Below are 24,009 nucleotides of genomic sequence, written 5' to 3'. Positions count from 1 at the left end.
TTTTTAAAGGTGATAACTGAAGAAACTTCTGATCATTTTGTTAGTATTTACACAGATACTTATGGATTAAACCATTTCCCAGAAAACGTATTCCTTTAGCAATAAGTAATATTAAAAATAATAAACCTGTGCTAGTGTATGGCAAAGGAGAAAATATATGTGATTGGCTTTGGGTTGAAGATCACGCTGGAGCGATTAACACAATCTTCCATCGAGCAAAAGCTAGAACTAATTATGATATAGGTGGACATAGTGAATGGAAGAATATTGACTTAATTTATTTGTTATGCAAAATAATGGATATAAAATTAAATTGGGAAGAAGGTGCGTCAGCTAAATTGATTACTTTTGTAACGGATAGACCTGGTTACGACTTGCATTATGCAATTGATAGTAGTAAACTGATGGGGGATCTAGGATGGGTACCTAGTTTACAGTTAGAGGAAGGTTTAGAAAGAACGGTAGACTGGTATTTAGCTAATGAAACTTGGCTAACTAGTGTAACGAGTGGTGATTATCAGAATTATTATGATAATCAGTATAATAAAGGATAACCTACAGGCTCCTAATAGTAAATTTAAATCAGATTAATGTAAATCTAAGATAATGAACGATAAAATCTGGCTTTCTTCGCCCCACATGGGTACAAAAGAACAATTATATGTGAATGAAGCTTTCGAAACGAACTGGATTGCGCCATTGGGACCTCATGTAAATGGGTTTGAGCAAGATTTGGCCAAGTATACAGGGAGCAAGCATGTGGCAGCATTGAGTTCAGGTACAGCAGCGCTTCACCTGGCGCTGGTTATGTTGGGTGTACAACCAGGCGATGAGATTATTTGTCAAAGCATGACCTTTTCGGCTAGTGCCAACCCAATAGCGTACGTTGGTGCTGTACCCGTATTTGTTGATAGTGAAACTGATACTTGGAACATGTGCCCGATATTATTAAGGGAGGCCATTTTAGACAGGATTAGAAAGGGGAAAATACCAAAAGCCATTATCCCGGTGCATTTATATGGTATGCCAGCTAAAATGAAAGAGATTAATACGGTGGCTTTAGAGTTTGGAATACCAGTAATTGAAGATGCTGCAGAAGCTTTGGGATCTACGTTAAACGGCAAAGCCATGGGTACATTCGGCTTGATGGGCATTTTATCCTTTAATGGAAATAAAATTATTACCACATCTGGTGGTGGCGCGTTAATTTCTGACAATGAAGCCTACATTTCCAAATCGAGATTTTTGGCCACACAAGCACGAGACAATGCACCTCATTATCAGCATAGCGAAATAGGCTACAACTATCGAATGAGCAATGTGTGTGCAGCCATTGGCAGAGGGCAAATGGAGGTGCTAAATGAACGTGTAGCCAAGCGGAGAGCCAATTTCGAGTATTACAAATCTTATTTTGCTTCAATAGATGGCATCAACTTTTTGGACGAACCAGAAGGTTGTTTTTCTAACCGTTGGTTAAGCGCGATAATTATTGACCCCAAAGAAACAGGGGGTGTTACTAGGGAAGTGATTGCCGACAAGCTAGCACAAGATAACATAGAAAGTAGACCGCTATGGAAGCCCATGCACCTGCAGCCTGTGTTCGCCCAATCGCCATTTTATGGTAACGGTGTTTCGGAAGCCTTATTCGTGAATGGACTTTGCTTGCCTTCGGGATCTAACTTAAGTAACGGAGCCATAGAAAGAGTAGTAGAAAATATAGCGCAAAGTCTGAGCCTAATAAAATAAATCTCTTTTATAGATCTTTATGTAAATCCTTTCCGTAAGTATTATCTTCATTACTGGCTTGAAAATTGATAGCTTGCTTGAGATTAAATAATTATTCGTATTTTTGAATAAACTATACTAAAACATGAAGTTAGGGAAGATAAACATCGTTCCGCGTTGGGTAATCCTACTGCTCGACACTATAATTTGTATTATTTCTTTATGCATAGCCTATTTATTAAAGCATAACTTCGACATAGGAAGTATGGACCCGATTAGAATTAGTCGTGGTATTCTTATTTTAACCAGCATTAACCTTATTGTATTTTATAACGTAAAAACTTACGCAGGTATTATTCGGTATACTAGCGCTCAAGATACGTTTAGGGTGTTATTTGCCGTATTTGTAAGTAACGTTACCTTTGTGTTTTTGAATTTGATATACATGACACTTGGAAACCAATCTATGGTTTCGGTAAAAACGTTGTTTGTAAATGGATTGTTAAGCTTTTTATTGCTGATTACCTATAGGGTGCTGATCAAGTACTTTTTTATGTACATTAAAAACTTAACCCTATCTAAGCGGAAAGTAATTATTTATGGAGCTGGAGAAGCAGGTTTAGCCACCAAGCGTACATTTGATCACGATGCTAAAGTGAATAAAACCATTATCGCCTTTGTTGACGATGATGATCGTAAAGTAGGCAAAACGATTGATGGAGTAAAGATATTAAATGCAAAAAAGTTAGAATCACTTATTGTAGAACATGAAGTAGATGAAATTATTTTTGCTTCTTACACCATTCCTAACGAACGCAAAAACTCTATTGTAGATATTTGTTTGGAAAATGATGTGGTGGTATTAAATATTCCCCCAGCCGATTTATGGACAGGGGGTACACTCCATACAAAACAAATTCAACATATTAATATCGAAGATTTGTTGAATAGAAAGCCTATTGAAATAGATACTGAATCGATACAAAGCCAACTAAAAGGTAAACGTATTTTAATAACCGGTGCTGCAGGCTCAATTGGGAGTGAAGTGGTACGACAGTTAATTAATTTCGATACGGGGTTAATTGTGCTCTGCGACCAGTCGGAAACGGCTTTACATCATATTTATTTAGAACTCTCAGAAACATACAGCAATACCAATTTCCATGCATTTGTTGGTGATGTAAAAGATGAAAAAAGAATGGAGTATCTTTTTGATACCTATAAGCCTCACTATGTATATCATGCAGCCGCTTACAAACATGTGCCGTTAATGGAAGATAATCCGTCTGAAGCGATAAAAACGAATGTACTGGGTACCAAAACCATTGCCGACTTATCTGTAAAACATGGCGTGCAAAAATTTGTAATGATAAGTACGGATAAGGCGGTAAACCCAACCAATATTATGGGAGCCAGTAAGCGAATAGCCGAGATTTATGTACAGTCGTTAAACAATTCGTTAACCACGCGCGACTTTATTTTTAGCAATGGCCTAAGCTACATAAACGAATTAAAGGTAAAACCCATTACCAAATTTATTACCACCCGTTTTGGAAATGTATTGGGGTCTAACGGATCGGTAATTCCCCGTTTTAAACAACAAATAGAAAAAGGTGGCCCGGTTACCGTAACGCACCCAGAAATTACCCGCTACTTTATGACCATTCCCGAAGCGTGCCGCTTAGTGCTTGAGGCTGGATGCATGGGCCAAGGGGGTGAGATCTTTATATTCGACATGGGTAAATCGGTTAAGATTGTAGAACTGGCCAAAAAAATGATCCGCCTTGCGGGATTGGTGCCTAATGAAGATATTAAAATATCGTATACTGGCTTGCGACCTGGAGAGAAGTTGTTTGAGGAACTGCTAAATGATAATGAAAATACCATGCCTACCCATCACGAAAAAATTATGATTGGTAAGGTGCGCGAATATATTTTCAATGAAATCGAGGAGAAGATTTATAACTTGATTAATCATGCTAAGGTAAATGCCGACCGCAATGTGGTAATTGCCATGAAGAATTTGGTTGCCGAATTTAAAAGCAAAAACTCAGTGTTCGAAGAACTGGACCAAGCTGAGGAAGCATAATGAAGAAAATCTTAGTCCTACTCCTTTCTGTCCTTTCATTCTCTGCCACCGCACAAGATATACTACCCTACAGCTTTAGGCAGTACCAAAAACTGAATAAATCTTTGTATAACCAAAATACGCGCTTTCATACTTCGCTAAAACCCGTGCTTAACCACGATAGCTTAATTACCCACCAGCTCGATTCGCTTTTGAATGCGCCAAGAACCTATACCACCTGGATAGAAAGGAAGCTGTTTAGCGAGCACCTGGTAGAAGTGAATAAAAAAGACTTTAACTTTTACCTCGACTATTTGCCCGACTTGTTAATAGGGAAAGACATAGATCATGATATTAAAACCTGGACAAATACAAGAGGATATCAACTGGGTGGCAAAATAGGAAAACAACTATCGTTTTATGCCAGCGGCTTCGAAAACCAAGCCCGCTTTAATAATTATTTAACTCAATATATTTATGATAAGGGCGTCATTCCCGGGATGATGAACGATAGGGGTAGGGATGCAGAGTTGGGGCCTGCCAACGTTAAGGAGTGGACCTACTCTACTGCCATTCTTAATTATACCCCGAATAAATATTTTTCGTTTACCCTTGCGCACGATAAAAACTTTATCGGCGATGGTTACCGATCGATGGTGTTGAGTGATGTGGCTTCGGCCTATCCATCTTTTAAAATTGCGACTACTCTTGGCAATGTAAAATACTTGGCCATGTGGGCACAGTTTCAAGACCCTTTATCGCCCCAGTTTAGTTATGATAGTGGTTTTCGAAAAAAATGGGGTGTGTTTCATTATTTAGATTGGAATGTAAACAACCGCTTATCATTAGGGTTTTTTGATTCTGTGATTTGGCAAGAAGCCGATTCGGTAGGTACCCGTGGGTTTGATGTGTCTTACTTAAATCCGATTGTATTTTTAAGAACTATTGAAAGCATGAATCACTCGCCCGATAATGCATTATTGGGATTAACTGGCAAATACAAATTGCTAAAAAACATGACGGTTTATGGCCAGTTAGTACTAGATGAGTTTACCTTAAGTAAAGTGCTTAGGGGAAAAGGCGATTGGGTAAATAAGTTTGCTTACCAATTGGGCTTTAAAGGCTTTGATGCATTTAAGGTTAAAAACTTAACCTATTTGGCCGAATTTAACACGGCTAGACCATTTACCTATAGTCAACGGACTTCGTTATTAAATTATGGCCATTATGTAGAGGCACTGGCACACCCGTTAGGAGCCAATTTTAGAGAGTTTTTGAGCATTTGGGAATATGAGTTTAAGCGCTTTAGCGTTTATGCCCAAGGAACTTATGCACGCTATGGTTTAGACCTGAATGGCGAAACCTATGGGAAAGACATTAATCGCCCATACGGAGATCGCCTAAGAGAGGATGGGTATTATACCACTAATGGCTTAACCACTAGCTTAACCTATGCTGATGTTAGAATTTCTTATTTAATTAACCCTAAATACAATTTGAGGTTAGAATTGGGCGGTATTTCTAGAACAGAAAAGAATGCGCTAGGTAGCGACCGCACCAAGCAAATCACCTTCGGCTTAAGAAGTACCTTTAGAAATATCTATCAGGATTTTTAGATTAGGGATTTATCGTCATATCGACATAGCGCTAGCGAGGAGATATCTTTGTTCATTAGTTCTCTCGTCGTTTCACTCACTCGAGACGACGATTGGAATGAAGATAATCCTTGTAAGTCAATTCCAGCCCTTCTCTCAATTCGATTTTATGTTTCCAACCCTGTGCGTGCAACTTCGAAACATCCATGAGTTTGCGAGGGGTGCCATCAGGTTTCGTAGTATCAAATACTAAATCTCCTTTAAACCCTACTACATCTTTAATCAACAATGCTAAATCTTTAATGCTTATATCAGTTCCTGTGCCAACATTTATTAAGTGCGAATCGTTATAGGTTTGCATTAAAAAATAACAAGCCTCAGCGAGATCGTCAGCAAATAAGAATTCGCGCTTAGGTGTTCCCGAACCCCATATAAGTACACTTGAATCATCATTTCGCTTCGCTTCATCAAATTTGCGAATCAAAGCTGGTAAAACGTGAGAGTTTTGTGGATGATAATTATCGTTATAGCCATATAAATTAGTAGGCATAACCGATATAAAATTACATCCGTATTGATCGCGATAGGCATCGCACATTTTAATGCCTGCAATTTTTGCGATGGCATAGGGCTCGTTCGTTTCTTCTAATAACCCTGTAAGTAGATACTCTTCTTTTAAGGGTTGTGGAGCCATTTTAGGATAAATACAGCTCGAACCTAAAAACATCAATTTTTCTACCTTATTAAGGTACGATTGATGGATAACATTATTTTGAATGGCTAAATTCTCGTACAAGAAATCGGCGCGGTAGGTATTATTTGCCACAATACCCCCAACTTTTGCTGCTGCTAAAAACACAAATTGAGGCTGCTCGAGCGAGAAAAAATCGGCAACAGCCTGCTGGTTTCGTAAATCGAGTTGATCTGAAGTACGTGTGATGATATTCGTATAGCCTTCTTTCTCTAGTTTTCGAAGAATGGCCGAACCCACCATACCTCTATGGCCCGCAACGTATATTTTTGAATTTTTTTCCAATTTATAATTTTTATAATTTTATGCTAACAAACTATGAGGGATATATACCCTGCTGCTCGGCCTCGAATCTTAAGGAAGAGAGAAGCTAATAAGAGCCCTTCAGCGGTCGCCCGAACTTAAGATGCCAACACCTTCGTTGTTCTACTCACCCCAACCTTCTTTACTGCGGCAATTATCGCATTTGCATCATAGCCACATAGCGCCCATAATTCTGGCTGTTCGCCATGTTCAATCACCTCATCAGGGATGCCTAGTCGAATTACATTGAGCTGATATCCATTATCAGCCATGAATTCTACGATAGCACTGCCCATTCCCCCTGGCAAACATCCATCTTCAATAGTAATAATGTGTTTATAACGCTTGGCCACCTCATGGAGCAAGCCTGCGTCTAAGGGTTTTACAAAGCGCAGATCATAATGTGCAGGATGGATGCCTTCACTGTTTAATTCTTTACAGGCTTCGACAGCAAAATTACCAACATGACCGATAGAGAGTATAGCCACATCTTCTCCATCACATATTTTTCGGCCTTTGCCAATTTCCAATGCCTTAAACTGTCTTTTCCAATCGGGCATTACCCCACTTCCCCTTGGATAGCGAATGGTGAAAGGGCCGATGTTTTCTTGTTGCGCCGTAAACATTAAATTTCGTAATTCTTCCTCGTTCATCGGCGAGGCCACCACCATGTTAGGAATGCAACGCATATAGGCCAAATCGTATGCACCATGATGTGTTGCGCCATCGGCCCCAGCTAGGCCGGCCCGATCTAAACAAAAAACTACGTTTAAGTTTTGTATCGCTACATCGTGGATAACCTGATCATAGGCACGCTGCATAAAGCTCGAATAAATATTGCAAAACGGCACCAAACCTTGTGTAGCCAAACCAGCCGAAAAAGTAACGGCATGCTGTTCGGCAATACCCACATCAAACGCACGATTTGGCATCGCTTTCATCATAATATTTAACGACGAACCTGATGGCATTGCGGGTGTAATGCCTACAATTTTTTCGTTCGTTTCGGCTAATTCTACTAAAGTATGCCCAAATACATCCTGATATTTAGGTGCCTGTGGTTTATCATTTACAGCTTTCTTAATCTCGCCCGTAATTTTATCGAATAAGCCAGGTGCATGCCATTTGGTTTGATCTTTTTCTGCCAGGGCAAATCCTTTTCCTTTTACGGTAACGCAATGCAAAAGCTTAGGGCCAGGAATGGCCGATAAGTCTTTAATGGTAGCGGCAAGACGCTTTACATCGTGCCCATCAACCGGACCAAAGTACCTGAAATTTAAAGCCTCAAATAAATTACTTTGTTTAAGTAACGTACCCTTTATGCTTTTTTCTATTTTCTTAACGTATTTATGCGCGTTCGGACCCAGCTCAGAAAGTTTGGTTAAAACATGCGATACATCATCCCGAAAACGGTTATAAGATTTAGAAATGGTAATACTGGTTAAATATTCTTTTAAAGCACCAACATTTGGGTCGATAGACATGCAATTATCATTCAATATCACAAGAAGGTTAGAATGCTCAATGCCGGCATGGTTTAAGCCTTCGAATGCCAAACCTGCTGTCATGGCTCCATCGCCAATAACCGCAACATGCTGGCGGTCTTTTTCACCTTTGTAGTGTGAAGCAACAGCCATGCCCAAGGCAGCCGAAATTGAGGTTGATGAGTGCCCTACACCAAAGGTATCGTATTCGCTTTCGCTTATTTTTGGAAAACCGCTTATGCCATTAATGATACGGTTGGTATGAAACTGACCTCTACGTCCCGTTAATATTTTGTGCCCATAGGCTTGATGCCCAACATCCCAAACTAATTTATCGTATGGAGTGTTTAACGCATAATGTAAGGCTACGGTTAATTCTACCACACCTAAGCTTGCACCAAAATGCCCGCCATTAACACTTACCACATCGATAATATACTGACGTAACTCTTGACAGATTTGTTCTAAATCGTGTTCGCTATACTGCTTTAAATCAGCAGGGTAATTTATAGTAGCTAATAATGGACCAGTCTTAACTTCCATGCAACGTTAAAAAATAAGGAAATACAAAGTACGGTATTTTGTTTAACACTTTTACGAAGAATCGTTCCAAATTTTGAGCCAATAAATGATGTTAATCGGCTCATAAGTATAATTGTCAAAATAAGGACTGGCCTAATTTGTAATGTTGTCTATTAAAACGATCTAGGAATTCATAAAAATAGTCATATACAGGAAAATGGCTTTGGGCATTGCTTTACAAGCAGGACAAGGTAGGGCTGTACATTACACTTTACATTTAGGGTAAAATGAGCCAAAAAATTATTATTTTTACCAAAAATTCCCTAGAAAACCCTCATATATAATGAAAAAAGACACCTTAATTTTTGACTTAATCGATAAAGAACTAGATAGACAAGAGAACGGCCTTGAACTTATTGCGTCAGAAAACTTTGTAAGCAAACAAGTAATGGAAGCAGCCGGGTCTGTTTTAACCAATAAATATGCAGAAGGATTGCCTGGAAAACGCTATTATGGGGGTTGTCAGGTAGTAGATGAGATTGAGAATATTGCAATTGAAAGAGCAAAGAAATTATTTGGTGCCGAATGGGTAAATGTGCAGCCACACTCGGGTGCACAGGCCAATGCAGCGGTAATGTTAGCGGTTATTCAGCCTGGAGATAAAATTTTAGGCTTCGATTTATCGCATGGCGGACATTTAACACACGGTTCTCCAGTTAATTTTTCGGGGAAATTATACCAACCTCACTTTTATGGGGTAAAAAAGGAAGATGGCTTAATCGATTATGCCAAATTGGAAGAAGTCGCCTTAACCGAAAAACCTAAGTTAATCATTTGTGGAGCCTCTGCCTATTCTAGAGAATGGGATTATGCATTTATCCGCAAGGTGGCTGATCAAATCGGCGCATTGGTATTGGCCGATATTTCGCATCCAGCAGGATTTATAGCAAAGGGTCTTTTAGCGAATCCACTTCCTCATTGTCACATTGTAACCACCACCACTCATAAAACCTTACGCGGTCCACGTGGTGGGATGATTATGATGGGTAAGGATTTCGAAAATCCATGGGGATTAAAAACGCCAAAAGGGGAACCAAGAATGATGTCGAGCCTGCTAGATATGGCTGTTTTTCCGGGCACACAAGGCGGACCATTAGAGCACATCATCGCTGCGAAAGCAATTGCATTTGGGGAAGCCTTAACAGACGATTATTTAACATATATTAAACAAGTTGCCGCAAATGCACAAGCAATGGCGAAAGCTTTTGTTGCTAAAGGCTATGGTATTATCTCTGGAGGAACTGATAACCATTTGATGTTAATCGATTTGCGCAATAAGAACATTACAGGTAAGCTTGCCGAAAATGCATTAGAAAAAGCAGACATCACTGTAAACAAGAATATGGTTCCATTCGATGATAAATCGCCCTTTGTAACTTCAGGAATGCGTGTGGGAACAGCAGCAATTACCAGTAGAGGCTTTAAGGAATCTGAAATGGTGCAAATTGTTGAGTTGATAGACGAGGTGTTAACGAATCCAGAAGACGAAAACAATTTAAATCAAATAAAAGCGAAAGTTCAAGCTTTAGTTCGTAATTTCCCTCTTTACAAATAGAAATTATCACTAAAGTATGTTCAAAAACCCAATCCATTCTCCAAAAGATGAGGAGCAGCGGCTTGCCGCATTGTATTCTTATGACATTTTGGGTGAGGGTTTAGAACACGAGTTAGATAATTTGGTGAAGTTGGCTGCGCAGATTGCAAAAGTACCCATGGCCTACGTTTCTTTTGTGGATGCCGAACATGTAATTTTAAAGTCGGCAGTAGGCATAGGCAGTGAATATAGAAAGCTGCCCCGAAACGCAACGATTTGCCAGTACACCATGATGGAGGATAGCATTTTTGTGGTTCCAGATGTGCAGTTGAACGAGGATTTGGCAAATAATCCAATGCTGTCTTTAACGAACTCGATCCGTTTTTACGCAAGCGCTCCACTAAAAGATGCTGAGGGCTTTGCGTTGGGATGCTTAGTGCTGTTAGATTTAGTACCTCGAGCACTCGATGAACATCAGTTAGAAGCATTAGATACCTTGGCCGTTCAAGTTATAGCTCAACTTGCATTAAAGCGAAAGAATACACAGCTTAAAGCACAAACTAAACGCTTTGATGAATTTGTAGATATTTTTACGGTTTCTCCAGAAATTCATTGCATTTTAGATCGTAAAGGCGATATTTTATTTATTAACGATGCGGTAACGAATATGCTTGGCTATAGTGTTGAAGAAACTATAGGAAATAGCATGTGGTCTTATTGTTATCACGACGATATTAACAGAACAGTCGCTGCTGTTGAATCAGGATTAAAAAATAAGCAGAAACAATTTACCATCGATTTTAGGTTAATCAGTAAAACTAAACAGGTAAAATGGATAGGTTGGGGAATGGTTGCCAAAGGCGAACGCTGGTATTGCTATGGGAGAGACATTACCGAACGTAAACGCGTTGAAGGGGAATTAACAAAACTGTCGTTTGTTGCAAGTAAAATTGATAACGGCGTGGTAATTAATGATTCTAAAAACAAAGTAACGTGGATTAACTCTGCTTTCGAAAAAATAACAGGCTTTAGCTTAGCCGATTTAAAGGGTAAACGGCTGGGCGATTTAATTAGTGGACCAGAGACCGATTGGTCTATTATTGAAAGAGCGAGGGAAATGACTGAGCAAGGGAAATCGTTTACGGTTGATATGCTTGCCTACAGGAAAGATAAAACACCAATATGGTTATCGGTTTATAATACAGTGGTAGTTGATGAGGAGGGAAAGATAGAAAGTGAGGTAGAAATTATCATCGATATTACCGCTAAGAAAAAAGTAGAGGAGGAATTACAGATCCTCTCTTTAGTAGCCAGTAATACCAATACCGGCGTAACCATTGCAAATGAAAATGGAGAGATTACTTGGGTAAATGCAGCCCTAGAAAAGTTGATTGGTTATAAGCTAAATGAACTTTCGGGCAAAATGTTGGGCGATATTTTATCTGGTCCAGCAACCGATAAAGAGTTGATTGCAGAATCGAGAAAGAAAGCCATGCAAAAACTACCCTATAGCATAGAGGTTTTGGCACATAAAAAAAATGGAGAAGAAATTTGGCTTTCGGTATCTAATACCCCTATTTTAAATGATAAAGGTTTGGTAGAGCGACAAGTAGAGCTCATAAACGACATCACGCAGCGAAAACAGGTAGAAAGAGAAATGGTCGAGTCGCGTGAGCAAGCCTTGCAATTAAGCGAAGCCAAAGAAATGTTCCTGTCGGTAATGAGCCATGAAATTAGAACACCTTTGAATGCGGTGATTGGGATGACTCATTTGTTAATCGATAACGACCCAAAAAAATCACAAATCGACGATTTGAATATCTTAAAGTTTTCGAGCGAAAATTTGCTAAACATTATTAACGATATTCTCGATTTTACAAAAATTGAAACGGGGAATCTTCATCTAGAATCGATCCCGTTCGACCTTCATACCTTAAGCGTTGATATTATAAATTCACTTCAAGTAAATGCGGCTAAAAAAGGTAATCAGCTGCTTTTAGAATACGACGATCGTATCCCAGCTGTGATGCTGGGCGACAAAACACGACTTTATCAAGTGCTTGTTAATTTGCTGGGCAATGCAATTAAATTTACAGATTATGGTAAAATCCAACTTTGTGTGAAGTTAAAATCGAACGACTCTGCGGGGGCTTTAATTTACTTCGAAGTAAAAGATACAGGAATAGGCATCCCGAAAGATAAACAATCGTACATTTTCGAAACGTTTACCCAGGCTAAAACAGATATAGCCCGAAAATATGGAGGTACGGGTTTAGGGCTTGCGATTACTAAAAAATTACTGAAGCTTTATCATTCTGATATTAAGGTTCAAAGTACAGAGGGAAAAGGAACGGTCTTTTCATTTACCATTAACTTTGCTGCTGTACAAGAAGGCGATAGGCACTATGCTCCAGTTAATTTGCCAAGCTTATTTACCGATAAACGTGTATTGGTAGTTGATGACAATGAGGTAAATATTTTAATCGCAAAACGTTTTTTAAGCAAGTGGGGTTTAACCATAGATTTTGCATCGAATGGTGAAGAAGCGATCAATAAGATAGTAAATAATAGCTACGACTTGGTTTTTATGGATATTAGAATGCCAGGTATTGATGGTTTTGACACCACAAGGATTATTCGTGAGCTGCCAGAAGAGTATTATAAAAAGCTTCCGATAATTGCCTTAACAGCATCTACATTGCACAATGAACATAAGAAGTTTAAAGAGTCGGGAATGGATGGTCACGTATTAAAGCCATTTAACCCGAATGAGATTAAAGAAGTGCTAAACCTTTATTTGAATACTTAATCCTAAATAACTGTTACCTCGGTAAGTGAGTCGTCACCTCGACGCCAGAAGAGGTCTGTCAATAATTCTTACAGCTATCTCGTCGCTACGCTCGCTCGCTAAGACGCGTTGTTGTTAACCGTCACCTCGACGCTAGGAGAGGTCTATTAGAGTTAATTACTTCCAAGCCTCTTAAAATCTTAAAAAGTGAAGGGCCGATAATTCCGAAGATTTACCGACCCTTACCATCTAAATTAACGCTCTCGAATACTAAACGCTTATAATTATCAAAAAGTTTTAAAATAATTAAAAATTTTTAATTATTCTCGTAACAACCTAATTCTGAGGGAAATATTCTGGTATTATTTCGAAGATCTTTTTCCAGAAAAAGGTTAAAATAAGTGTCAGTGCTTAAATCGAAGCCTTTATTTAAAGCTGGGCTGTTTTTGCTTAAGCTAAAATTGCCAATAAATGCAGGGTCTACATTTAGGAGGTTACCATTAGTTGCATAGCTGTTTTCGTTGGTTTTTAATAAATTGTTTTTAACGATGGCAATAACAGATGTAAACGAAGATTTCTTATCGATTACAAACTCATTAGCTAAGTTGCCCCAAATAATATTATTTTGCACATCAACGGTAAGGTGATCGGCTTGCGTACTGCTAATGAAATCAGAAAAATAAACGGCTGCGGTTTTTCGAGCATATTGCGGATTATAGCCAACGAACGTATTTTGCTTAAGGTTGTACTTCCCCCCGCCAACGCCGTACACTAAGTACTGCCCACAGTTATAAAATAGGTTATTGAAACCTGTTAAAGTAGTTTGATAGCCTAAAAAGCCAACTACTTCCATGTTTTTAATTATCGTATTGGTTAAGAGTAATTTCGGTTGCGAGTTAACCGAAAGGGAGTCGGAGGTGATCCCTGCTACAGCATTCTTTATGATCGCATAATTAATTTGTGAGTTTTTACTTTGGGGATAAAAATGTAATCCATTCCATTGCCCGGGTTCTTCTGAATAGATATCTTCTAAACGGTCGCTCGCAAATAGCACGCTATCTGCTTTAGTGCCTGATACATTTAGCGTTCCTTTAATGCTCATGGTGGCATTGCTATGGAATAGGATTTTACTACCAGCAGCTATACTAAGTGTTGCACCTTCTTCAACAGTTAATGATTTATAAACCAGGTAAGGAAGTTTGTTATCCCAAATTGTGTTGCTCCTTATAGACCCATTGGTAATGAAGTTCGCATTTTGTCCATAGGCAACTAAAGGGATATTTTTTTTGGTGCCGTTATACAGAAATTCGATAGAATCTTTAACTATAAATGGAAGCTTTTGTTCTGTAGGATTAATATTTACTTTGATAAAGACATTCATTGAATCCTTACCATTTAGTTTTACCAACTTGGTTTCTGTTGCGGCTAAACCATTAATATTTAAGCTATAAGCAGAAGAATTTCCTCCTTTTAATTTAATTAGACCAATTAGAATTGCCTTTTCGTTAGGATTATATATTTTTAATCGCCTACTTGTAGAGCCGATGGATGTAAATACGGTATCAAATAAAACGCTATCAATAGAAAATGAAAGTTTGGCATATACTTCACTTGTAATATCTTCGTCTTTCTCGCATGATGCGAAAAGCAGGGAAAAACATATCAGAAGAAGCAATTTTATTTTCATTGCGTAAATGCTATACAAGCTATACTTAATTTATCAACCCCACCTGAAATCAAGACATTGCCACAGGCCTCGAGCGTGGCACCTGTTGTAATTACATCATCCACTAACAAAACATGTTTACGTTGCAATTGTTCGGCCGCTAACACTTCAAATACGGAAAGCATATTCTCGTAACGAATAAATCTCGACTTTCTTGTTTGCGTTTCAGTTATTTTTTTACGAATTAATAAAGTTTTATGAATGGGCACGCCAAACACTTCTGAAATTCCCTCTGCAATGCAAACGCTTTGGTTGTATCCTCTTGTTCTTTCTTTTTTTGGATGTAAAGGTACAGGTACGATGTAATCTATTGCTTTATATTGTTCGCTAAGGAGTAAGCGTTGCCCTAATAAATTCCCTAGTGTATGGCCCACTTCGGTTTTTCCATTGTATTTCAAATTGTGGATTAAATTTTGAATTTTGGTTCCTTTTTTAAAATATAACATGGCCATTGCGGCTTCAAAAGGCAATCGAGACCAAAGCTGTTTAGCTACTCGATTACTTTTATTGAGGTGAAAATCGGTATAGGGTAAATCGTACAAACAATGTGTACAAATGGCTTTTTCACTAGTATGGAGGCTATTTCCACATCCACTACAAAGGTTTGGGAAGAGTAGGCCAATTACATCGTAAGCTAAACGTTGAAGGTGTTGCATGTAACAAGTTACTAAAAAAACTTATATCAAAATTTCTTGCAACTGTTTTAGCTCTTCAACCTTTTCGTTAGTGCCTAGGTTTTCGTAAGCAGAAATTAAATTTCTGATAATACGCCTAATAATTTCTGTATTGCTACAGGGCGAATAAAAGCCTGGTTGCGGCTCTAGATTAAGCTGTCGTAAGAACTGGTCTACATCGTGCTTACCAAATATGGCCCCTTTGTTAAAAGCATTAATATAAAAAAGTACACCATATTCTTTTTCGTCATTACTATCGTCAATATAGCCGAGGATAAAATGCTGTGGTAAATTAACCCCATAAACTGGAATATCAAGTTTTTGCGCTAATGTAGCATATAAAATAGCAAGCGAAATCTGATTGCCCTTTTTGCTTTCTAATACTTGATTTAAATAGGAGTTTTGGGGGTCGTGGTGATTTTTGGTATTGCCGCTAAAGCCATATTGGTTATAAAATACATGATTAATAAGCTTTATTTTCTCGATAGAGCTCATTTCGTATTGCAAGCCCACCCAGATCTCGCGTTTAATTTCTTCGATTTGATTGATGATGTGCTGCTCGTCTAAATCCGGATATTGGTAACGATTAAGAATGAGTGCGCCTTGTAAAAGATCGAATGCACCACTTTGATACCATAAATTTAGATCTTCTTTAACTGTGGTAAACTGAATGGTGTGTACTAAGTTTTCAATCCTTTCTTGCAAAACGGTGTTTAACGATTGTTCCCAGGCATTTTCGAGATAAGAAACCACTTCGATCCCATACGTTAACAAGCGTTCTTGTACATGGTGGTACACTTCCTCATCAGGATCGTCTAACAATTTTACTAATGCATCAATTTCTGCAAGATTTTCCATTAAAATGCAAATTGGAATATTCTATTTACCTATTTTTATAGGCATGTTAATTCAATTTTTCGCCGATTATGTCAAACATCGCCTAACTTCGAAAAGTAGGCATGGAACACATTCTCCATTTGTTTACAAGCTGGTAGATGAGGTAATTTACGATTTTTCTGCAAAAAAAGTATATGAGGAGATTGAAAAGCAGCGAAAAAAACTTTTAAATGACGATACCATACTTACCATTAGCAATTTAGAGGCTGGTTCTCATCTAAATAGGCGCAGAGAAAAAAAGGTAAGTGAAGTAGCCAAGAATGCATTAAAAAATCCACGTTTAACACAATTGGTTTATCGTTTGGCGCATCATCATCCTTTACAAAATATAATTGAACTTGGAACCTGCTTAGGGATTACAACTGTATATTTGGCCAAAGCTAATCCAACAGCTACAGTGGTTACTATGGAAGGTTGCCCAGATACGGCAAATGTTGCTTATCAAAATTTTGTTTCGCTCGGGTTAACTAATGTTGAACTCCAAGTTGGAAATTTTAATGATCTTTTTCCAAAGGAAGTGGAAAACACCGCTAAATTGGATTTAGTTTACATCAATGGAAATCGTACCAAAGAAGCAACACTTAATTATTTTAATACCTGTTTGCCAAACATACATGAGGGCACGCTTTTGATTTTTAACGACATCTATTGGGGCAAAGGCATGAAAGACGCATGGGAAACGATTAAAGCCCATCCTCAGGTAACGGTTACTATAGATTTATTCGCTATAGGTTTAGTATATTTTAAAAAAGACCAGGTTAAAGAGCACTTTAAGATTAAGTTCTAATGATTATCTAGCGTGTAGCGCAGGAGCTAGATAAAATTATCTCCTTATAATTCAGGCACTTAAATTTTATAACTGATTTTATAGTTGTATAACTGAAAATTAAGTTATAGATTTATTTTATGGAAGAATTAACTAAAGCTGAAGAGCGCATCATGCAAGTTTTATGGAAACTGCAAAAAGCATTTGTGAAAGATATCATCGATGAGCTACAAGAGGAACCAAAACCACCTTATAATACCATCTCATCAATAGTAAGGTTGCTTGAAAAGAAGGGCTACGTTTCGTACAAGGCCTATGGTAAAACCTATGAGTATTTTCCAGCCATTAGCAAAGAAAATTATACCAAAACCACGTTCTCTAAATTATTTTCTGGCTATTTCGATAATTCGCCAAGTAGCTTACTTTCTTTTATGGTCAACGAAGAGAAACTGAGCAAAGCAGATATTGAAGAATTGAAAGCTATCATCAATAAAAAATCTTAACTCATGGAACTATTCAGCTACCTCTTAAAAGTAAGTGCTTGCTCGGCCTTATTCTTTGCGTTTTATTTGCTCGTTTTAAGCAAGCTTACTTTCTTTAAAATTAATCGATTTTATTTATTGGCTAGTTTGCTGATTAGTTTTATTATTCCGGCGATGCAATTTTCGATAGAGCGAATAGTAGCAGCTCCAATTCCTATTATCGCTTCGGTTGCTGAACCTCTTGCATTGAAAAGTGTAGGTATAGAGGGTGCTAATTATCATACTCCAATACTACTTAATGCCGAACCAGAATTAGAAAAACATATAGGTTGGTATGCTATGTTGCCTTATACATATGGTTGCATAGTGGGCTGCCTTATACTTTTGGCTATATGGCGATTATACCAGCTGATTAAACATACTAAAGCACCAGTTAAAGAAATTAACGGACTAAAATTGTTCGTAAAGGAAATAGGATTTACCAATTGCTCATTTTTTAACTATGTGTTTATAGACGAAAATAGTTTAACCGAATCAGAACTTGCGGTGCTACTTGCGCACGAAGCAGTTCACGCAAAACAATTTCATTCTATTGATAAAGTGTTAATGATGATTGCAAAGGCCGTGCTGTGGTTTAACCCGATTGTTTATTTATACGATAAAGCGTTAGAACAGGTGCACGAATACGAAGCAGATGAAGCTACCTCGCAACATGTGGGTACTGCACCCTATGCAAACCTATTGCTAAAGCTAGCAGTAAGTAGAAGCTCAAATCCTCTACTTCACAATTTTGTTAAAAGCCCCATTAAACAAAGAATTAAAATGTTATTTAACTCAAAATCAAAGAATATGAAAAAATTGGCTTATTTTATGGCTATTCCTATGGCATTAGGATTAGTTTGGTTGCTTGCTACCGAAGTGGTATACGCAAGTGTTAAACGTTCAACTAAGGTTGAAGAATTTGTTCAAGATAAGCCTTTTGTAGAACACGTTAAAGAGAAGGATAATAAAGGATATTTGAATGAAAAAATCACTATTAACTCACCAGGGAAACCACTGTCTGTTAGCACTGGCTTTCGAAGTCAAGAAAAATTGTTTACTCAAACTTTATGGTTTTTTATTAATGGTAAGTTGTATACTGAAGCAGAAGCTCAAAAATTTGATGCTGCATTTGTGAAAGGTTTATCGACAAATAAGGGCTTAGCTTTTGCTTCTAATTATGATATTCTAGGTATTGAAAAGAAAAAGTCAGGTAATATGGGACTTGTGGTTTGGATTGGCAAGGAACCCAAACTATCTGAGATTGCTGCAAAAAATAAATCAGTTTATGAAAAATATAACGGTACAACGGTTAGTGGAACAGTTGTAAAATATAGTTACTCGCCATCTGGCAAACTAATGGATGGTTTTATCTTGAAAACGGATGATGGCGTATTCTTGAAAGCATTTGTGGAAGCCAAATTTGTTAAACAAGCAAATGCAATGATTTCAAAAGGAGAGCAGGTTACGATTAAAATTTATAATGCTTCTTATTGGAAAGGGACATATCCAGTACTAACTAGTTTTAAATTAATGAAAGGTGATAAAGTTTTATTTGATAGGTGGCCAAAAATTGCTTCCACCAAAGTTAGAACAATAGCTTTGGAAACTTTAGGGAATAATAAGGTTGAGTATACAGCGCAAGATTCGACAGTTGTTGATAAAGTAAATCAAATGGTGCATTTATATGGAAAAGCCAGTTTAAAACATAACCAAACTGAGATCCTTGCAGATGAAATACATTATAACCTAAAAACTAAAATGGCTAGGGCGATTGATGTAAGTAAGTTAAAACAATAAGCAGGCTTTCTAATCTAAATTTTCTAAAATCAGATTCGATTAAGGTCTCTAGAATTATGGATTATGGTGTCGTCTTAACAGGAAATGTGAAGATGAAAATTGATAATTATTTAATAAACGCTAAGAAAATAAGTGCAAATAAAGATTCAAATGTCATTACTGCTCATTTTGCTTCACTTAAAGGGGGAGATCAAGAAATTATAAATGCGCAGCGTATCGAATTAGATGTCATTACAAAAGATCTTTTATATGTTCAGAAAAGTAAAAGCGGCAATATTAACAGTAAACCATAACCTACATCCCGGGCTGATACGTCCTTTCGGCATGTTTAACTACATCTTCCTTATAAAACAAGACATCCTTAAATTGCCCTTTAGTATACATTAATGCTTGATCGTTAAAATGCTTCGAAGCAGGGTCTCCGCTATTGCCTCCTGCTAAAATGGATTTTGCTTTTATCCGGCTGCCAAATTCTACGGCACAGACAAAGCTGTTCCCACTATAGCCATAACGCTTATTGGTTGAAAAAGGAGTGCTAATAAATGATCCCAGTTGGCCCCACATCGCAGAACCAAAGCCTACAGGTATACTTGGCGCATTGTCATCGTATTTCTCTTTAATTGCTCCTGTTAAGCGTTGGTAACGATTTACCTCCCCCCAAGCAATTTTCCAATTCCCAAAACGCTTTTTCAAATCGGCTAGAGTTGCTTTTAAAGGTTCAAGAAGTTCATTAGGCCTTGCGCTAGCTGCAAATTCAGTAGTGCCCTGAACCTGATCTTTTTCTCCTGAGTTAATATATACTCGTCTGATCGCACTGTTTAACCGGGGTGCCCATTCCATCGCTAACGTAGTTGCGATCGATGCTTCTCCCGACCTAAAGTCCCATTCCTTTAAAATGGCTATGGGTTCTTTTAATTCTTCAATCATCGGGTCGCTTTGTGGCAATTGGGCGTAGGCCTTTAACGCTGCGGTAACAAGCACTTCAAAACCTGGCATAAAACTGTCGTATCCAGTTGCAATAACCTTATCTAAAGTATATTTCATAGGGCGACTTAAAAGTTTAACGGCCGCCACTCCTCTAAAATTTTCGCCGTCTGGAGCCATATAACTAGGGTAATTCGCTTTTATCGGACTGTTTTTTCCCGCCGCACTAAAGGGAGTAGAATTACAATTTTGAAGCCATCCGTTTACCGGGTTATAAACATGTACAGTCTCTTTAACAGGATGTAAACCTTTCCATGCCGTAGCCGAGATGCTGCCATCTACTACTTCGGCCCAATTGTATTTTGTGTCCCTAATAGGGATGAAATTTCCATGCCAATAGGCGATATTTCCTTTTGCGTCGGCATAAACTGTATTATTTGATGCATTTGCCTTTAAATCCATCGCTTTTTGATAATCTTCAAAGCTTTTTGATTTAGTACGCACCCAACTTTGCACCAAGCTTGTCGTATTTCTGTTTTTAGATTTTAAGCTAATCCATTTTCCATCGCGAATGGCCATTACTGGCCCATTATTTGTAAAATAGGTAGTAAATGTTTTTGTTTTAAGTGTTTTCCCATCGAAGTACTTGATGTTTATCTTCTTTAACACAACAGGTAAAAGTTTTTTATCGTACTCATAGAAGAGGCCTTTATTGGTTTTTGTAATCTTTTCGGCATACATATCGGCGATATCAATGTTATTCGAGGTATGCATCCATCCGCAAAATTCATTAAACCCTTGGTAAATGAAAAATTGTCCCCAAGTTACTGCACCGTAAGCGTTTAGGCCCTCTTCGCTCTGCATTTGTATTTCTGGTCTGAAATAAAAAGTAGTATGCGGATTGATGTAAAGTATAGCATTCCCCGATTCGGTTAGTGAAGGGGCAAAGGCAAAACCATTTGATCCGCTATGTTGATCTTTAATAATGGGTTGGTATACGGTTTTCGAATAATCTCCAGAATAGAACTTTTTAAGTTCAGCTAGCGTTAAATCTGCGGTATTAATGGCGCCGATACTTCCGTCGGTCCACAATAAAGAATACCAAGGCTTAAATTTCGTTAATAACGCTGGTTTTACTTTTGGGTTTTTAAAGAGGTAGTAATTAATGGCTGCTGCATGTGCATCCAATAATTTTTTAAGCCAAGGTTGTGCCTTCCGATAATCGGCCATAGCTTCGGCAGTATCAATTAATAAACGAATTTGAAGATCATTAAAAATTGAACGTTCTCCATTTACTTCTGCCAATCTGCCCAATTTTTCAATGTAATTTAATTCTACTCTTTTAAAGTCGTCTTCACATTGTGCATATAATAAACCAAATACAGCATCAGCATCCGACTTTCCATACACGTGCGCAATACCCCAATTATCGCGGATAATGGTTACGCGTTTGGCTTGGGCTTGGTATGCAGCAATTTCAGCAGCAGTAAAACCTTGAGCAAATACAGAAAGCGGGAATAAAAATAGTAGGAGTAATGATTTCATACACATGGGCTTATTTACCAAAATTGGTAAAAATAATGGTAGAAAAAAGAGGAAAGAAAATTTTATCACTATACGCCTTTAAAAAGCTTCTGCTAAACTAATATAAAACCCACTTTGTCGATCTTCATTTGTTTTCTTCTCTCCAACACCATAATCTAAGCGTATGCTTAAGCCTTTAGCAGTGTCGAAGAAGTATCTCCCGCCAAGGCCATAATTAGGTTTTAGTTCATTTAAAGAGAAATGGCCATTCGAAAAAACTTTTCCAGCACCAGCAAAAGCTACTACGCCAAAGCGATTTGTAAAACGGTAGCGTAATTCGCCTTGCGAAACCAAAAGGTTTTCATCGCGATAGCGACCGGAGTAATATCCACGCATCGTTCCATCGTTTCCAAGTTGATGCAAGAGATAAAATGGAATTTTTGAACCTTGAATGGTATTATATAAGGCCTGTACACCAAAGACTAATTTTGGTGCAATTGGCCAAAAATTCCTTAAGTTTAGTTTGATTATGCTGCCGGTAAAATTAGTTCCGCTAAAAATGTTAGGGACGTACTGATAGGTTGCTCTTACAAACATACCTTTTGTAGGGTAATTATTGGAGTTTCGAGTGTCGTAACTTTGTGAAATGCCCAAGAAAACTGCATTTCCGCCTTCTTTTTTATATAAAAAAGACGAAGTACTATAAATGCCACCACTAATTTTATCGCTGAACTGATAGTTTTCGAAACCTAGCGATAGGCCTGTGTAGGCCGATTTGAGAAAAGTTTTTTCAATATCAAATGCGAATTTAATTTGCTGTTGCACTAAACGGTCTTCATCCTTTTGGCGGGTGTTATTCCCCACGCCATAAAAATTGAAAGGTATTTTTTTCAACCTAACATCGCCAATAACGTGATAGAGATTGCCTTTTGTCCATGCATCGCCTTTTAGTGAAAAATTATAGGTCTTTTTGGTAGAATAAGACACTGTACCCGAAAAATTGGAACTACGGTTTAGGGTGTCTTTTCGGTCTAAATAGAATGAATAAAGTGCGCCTAACCCAAAATCGAAGCCTATTTCTTGAGAATAGCCAAAAACAGGTAGAGGTATAAAGCTAGCACTTCGTGTAGTATCTTTTTCGTTGGAAAGCAGTTTTTCGATTAGTTTTTTTTGTGCGGATACAGATGCGCTAAAAAGAATAAGAAGAGTTAAGAAGGATAGTTTTCTCATTTAACGCGAAGCTAATGAAATTAATTCAAACGTAGTCTCGAATACGACAATGTCCTATCACTTTGACAATCTTTAAAGATTGTCAAAGTGGTAGCAAACCCTTACTTTTGCAATCGAACAAAAAAATATAATGATGAGCACGAATAGAGGACCGATATCGAAATTTATGGAGACTAACTATCTTCATTTTAATGCTGCGGCAATGATGGATGCAGCTAAAGGCTATGAAACCCATTTAGATGAGGGTGGAAAAATGATGATTACTCTTGCTGGTGCGATGAGTACTGCGGAGTTAGGGATTTCTTTGGCCGAAATGATTAGACAAGATAAAGTGGCTATTATTTCGTGTACAGGTGCCAATTTGGAAGAGGATATTATGAACTTGGTTGCGCATTCGCACTATAAGCGTGTTCCTAATTACCGCGATCTTAGTCCACAAGACGAATGGGATTTATTGGAAAACCACTATAACCGGGTAACCGATACATGTATTCCTGAAGAAGAAGCTTTTCGTCGTTTGCAAAAGCATATTCATAAGATTTGGAAGGATGCAGACAACGCAGGAGAACGTTATTTTCCACATGAGTTTATGTATAAAATGTTGTTAAGTGGCGATTTAGAGCAATATTACGAAATCGATCCAAAAAATTCTTGGATGCTAGCGGCGGCCGAAAAGAATTTACCGATTGTAGTTCCTGGATGGGAAGACTCTACAATGGGAAATATTTTTGCTTCGTATGTAATGAAGAAGGAATTAAAAGCGACAACCATGAAAAGTGGTATAGAATATATGGGTTGGTTGGCCGATTGGTACATTGCAAATTCTGCAGGTAAGGGAATTGGTTTCTTCCAGATTGGTGGGGGTATAGCGGGCGATTTTCCGATCTGTGTGGTGCCTATGCTTTACCAAGATATGGAAATGGAGAATATTCCTTTTTGGAGTTATTTCTGTCAGATTTCTGATTCAACTACTTCATATGGATCCTATTCGGGTGCGGTACCCAACGAAAAGATTACTTGGGGAAAATTAGATATTCATACCCCGAAATTTATTGTAGAGTCGGATGCAACGATTGTGGCGCCACTTATTTTTGCATGGATTTTGAAACAGTAATCA

General features: G+C 37.9%; 17 protein-coding genes and 1 pseudogene. 11 read left to right on the top strand and 7 right to left on the bottom strand.

Annotated features, from left to right (window positions below; translation table 11 throughout):
• Positions 1-15: 15 nt before the first annotated feature.
• The 4 genes and pseudogenes from WG904_RS10325 to WG904_RS10310 all read left to right on the top strand — a co-directional run.
• Positions 16-554 (top strand): annotated as a pseudogene (locus WG904_RS10325) (GDP-mannose 4,6-dehydratase); the annotation flags it as partial.
• A gap of 52 nt (positions 555-606) precedes the next feature.
• The gene (locus WG904_RS10320) at positions 607-1,746 is read left to right on the top strand and encodes a DegT/DnrJ/EryC1/StrS family aminotransferase (RefSeq protein WP_339579229.1); all 1,140 of its coding nucleotides are present in this window, start codon (positions 607-609) and stop codon (positions 1,744-1,746) included.
• 124 nt (positions 1,747-1,870) lie between these two features.
• Positions 1,871-3,814 carry a polysaccharide biosynthesis protein gene (locus WG904_RS10315; RefSeq protein ID WP_339579228.1) on the top strand — a complete coding sequence of 648 codons (1,944 nt, stop codon included), beginning with the start codon at positions 1,871-1,873 and terminating at the stop codon, positions 3,812-3,814.
• Entirely contained in the window at positions 3,814-5,409 is a 1,596-nt protein-coding gene (locus WG904_RS10310; RefSeq protein ID WP_339579227.1) for a gliding motility protein RemB, read from the top strand. Before WG904_RS10315 ends, WG904_RS10310 begins: the two co-directional genes overlap by 1 nt.
• A gap of 76 nt (positions 5,410-5,485) precedes the next feature.
• On the opposite strand, the gene fcl is transcribed toward WG904_RS10310, so the two are convergent.
• Together fcl and dxs are read right to left on the bottom strand one after the other, a co-directional pair.
• Positions 5,486-6,424, bottom strand: coding sequence for a GDP-L-fucose synthase (gene fcl / locus WG904_RS10305; protein ID WP_339579226.1), 939 nt, complete (start codon positions 6,422-6,424; stop codon positions 5,486-5,488).
• 116 nt (positions 6,425-6,540) lie between these two features.
• A complete protein-coding gene (gene dxs / locus WG904_RS10300) occupies positions 6,541-8,469 on the bottom strand; it encodes a 1-deoxy-D-xylulose-5-phosphate synthase (protein WP_339579225.1) in 1,929 nt (642 codons plus the stop codon).
• Positions 8,470-8,791: 322 nt separating this feature from the next.
• Here dxs and glyA point away from each other — a divergent pair, with 322 nt between their 5' ends.
• Together glyA and WG904_RS10290 are read left to right on the top strand one after the other, a co-directional pair.
• Positions 8,792-10,063, top strand: a complete 1,272-nt coding sequence (glyA, locus tag WG904_RS10295; RefSeq protein WP_339579224.1) for a serine hydroxymethyltransferase — start codon at positions 8,792-8,794, stop codon at positions 10,061-10,063.
• Positions 10,064-10,079: 16 nt separating this feature from the next.
• Positions 10,080-12,851: a PAS domain S-box protein gene (locus WG904_RS10290; protein ID WP_339579223.1), complete on the top strand. Its 2,772-nt coding sequence runs from the start codon at positions 10,080-10,082 to the stop codon at positions 12,849-12,851.
• 295 nt (positions 12,852-13,146) lie between these two features.
• Here WG904_RS10290 and WG904_RS10285 read toward each other — a convergent pair whose 3' ends face one another.
• The 3 genes from WG904_RS10285 to WG904_RS10275 are packed head-to-tail and all read right to left on the bottom strand — an operon-like array spanning position 13,147 to position 16,088.
• Positions 13,147-14,517 carry a hypothetical protein gene (locus tag WG904_RS10285; RefSeq protein WP_339579222.1) on the bottom strand — a complete coding sequence of 457 codons (1,371 nt, stop codon included), beginning with the start codon at positions 14,515-14,517 and terminating at the stop codon, positions 13,147-13,149.
• On the bottom strand, positions 14,514-15,212 hold the full coding sequence (locus tag WG904_RS10280; RefSeq protein ID WP_339579221.1) for a ComF family protein: 699 nt from the start codon (positions 15,210-15,212) through the stop codon (positions 14,514-14,516). The genes WG904_RS10285 and WG904_RS10280 overlap by 4 nt, the downstream gene beginning before the upstream one ends.
• 21 nt (positions 15,213-15,233) lie before the next feature.
• A complete protein-coding gene (locus WG904_RS10275) occupies positions 15,234-16,088 on the bottom strand; it encodes a transglutaminase-like domain-containing protein (protein ID WP_339579220.1) in 855 nt (284 codons plus the stop codon).
• Positions 16,089-16,131: 43 nt separating this feature from the next.
• Here WG904_RS10275 and WG904_RS10270 point away from each other — a divergent pair, with 43 nt between their 5' ends.
• The 4 genes from WG904_RS10270 to WG904_RS10255 all read left to right on the top strand — a co-directional run bounded on the left by WG904_RS10270 (position 16,132) and on the right by WG904_RS10255 (position 19,507).
• Positions 16,132-16,914: an O-methyltransferase gene (locus WG904_RS10270; RefSeq protein WP_339579219.1), complete on the top strand. Its 783-nt coding sequence runs from the start codon at positions 16,132-16,134 to the stop codon at positions 16,912-16,914.
• A gap of 119 nt (positions 16,915-17,033) precedes the next feature.
• Positions 17,034-17,396 (top strand): BlaI/MecI/CopY family transcriptional regulator, encoded by a 363-nt coding sequence (locus tag WG904_RS10265; RefSeq protein WP_339579218.1) that lies wholly within the window; start codon positions 17,034-17,036, stop codon positions 17,394-17,396.
• Positions 17,397-17,399: 3 nt separating this feature from the next.
• On the top strand, positions 17,400-19,214 hold the full coding sequence (locus WG904_RS10260) for a M56 family metallopeptidase (protein ID WP_339579217.1): 1,815 nt from the start codon (positions 17,400-17,402) through the stop codon (positions 19,212-19,214).
• A 92-nt stretch (positions 19,215-19,306) separates the two neighbouring features.
• Complete coding sequence (locus tag WG904_RS10255) at positions 19,307-19,507, top strand: hypothetical protein (RefSeq protein WP_339579216.1); 201 nt, start codon at positions 19,307-19,309, stop codon at positions 19,505-19,507.
• A 1-nt stretch (position 19,508) separates the two neighbouring features.
• Here the strand turns inward: WG904_RS10255 and WG904_RS10250 are convergent, their stop codons facing one another.
• The gene (locus WG904_RS10250) at positions 19,509-21,683 is read right to left on the bottom strand and encodes a penicillin acylase family protein (RefSeq protein ID WP_339579215.1); all 2,175 of its coding nucleotides are present in this window, start codon (positions 21,681-21,683) and stop codon (positions 19,509-19,511) included.
• 78 nt (positions 21,684-21,761) lie between these two features.
• A complete protein-coding gene (locus WG904_RS10245; RefSeq protein ID WP_339579214.1) occupies positions 21,762-22,892 on the bottom strand; it encodes a BamA/TamA family outer membrane protein in 1,131 nt (376 codons plus the stop codon).
• 133 nt (positions 22,893-23,025) lie between these two features.
• Between WG904_RS10245 and WG904_RS10240 the strand changes: the two genes are divergently transcribed.
• A complete protein-coding gene (locus tag WG904_RS10240; RefSeq protein ID WP_339579213.1) occupies positions 23,026-24,006 on the top strand; it encodes a deoxyhypusine synthase family protein in 981 nt (326 codons plus the stop codon).
• Positions 24,007-24,009 lie beyond the last annotated feature (3 nt).

The sequence above is a fragment of the Pedobacter anseongensis genome (assembly GCF_037482965.1).
Taxonomy (GTDB): domain Bacteria; phylum Bacteroidota; class Bacteroidia; order Sphingobacteriales; family Sphingobacteriaceae; genus Pedobacter; species Pedobacter anseongensis.
This window is presented reverse-complemented; position numbering and strand designations above follow the sequence as displayed.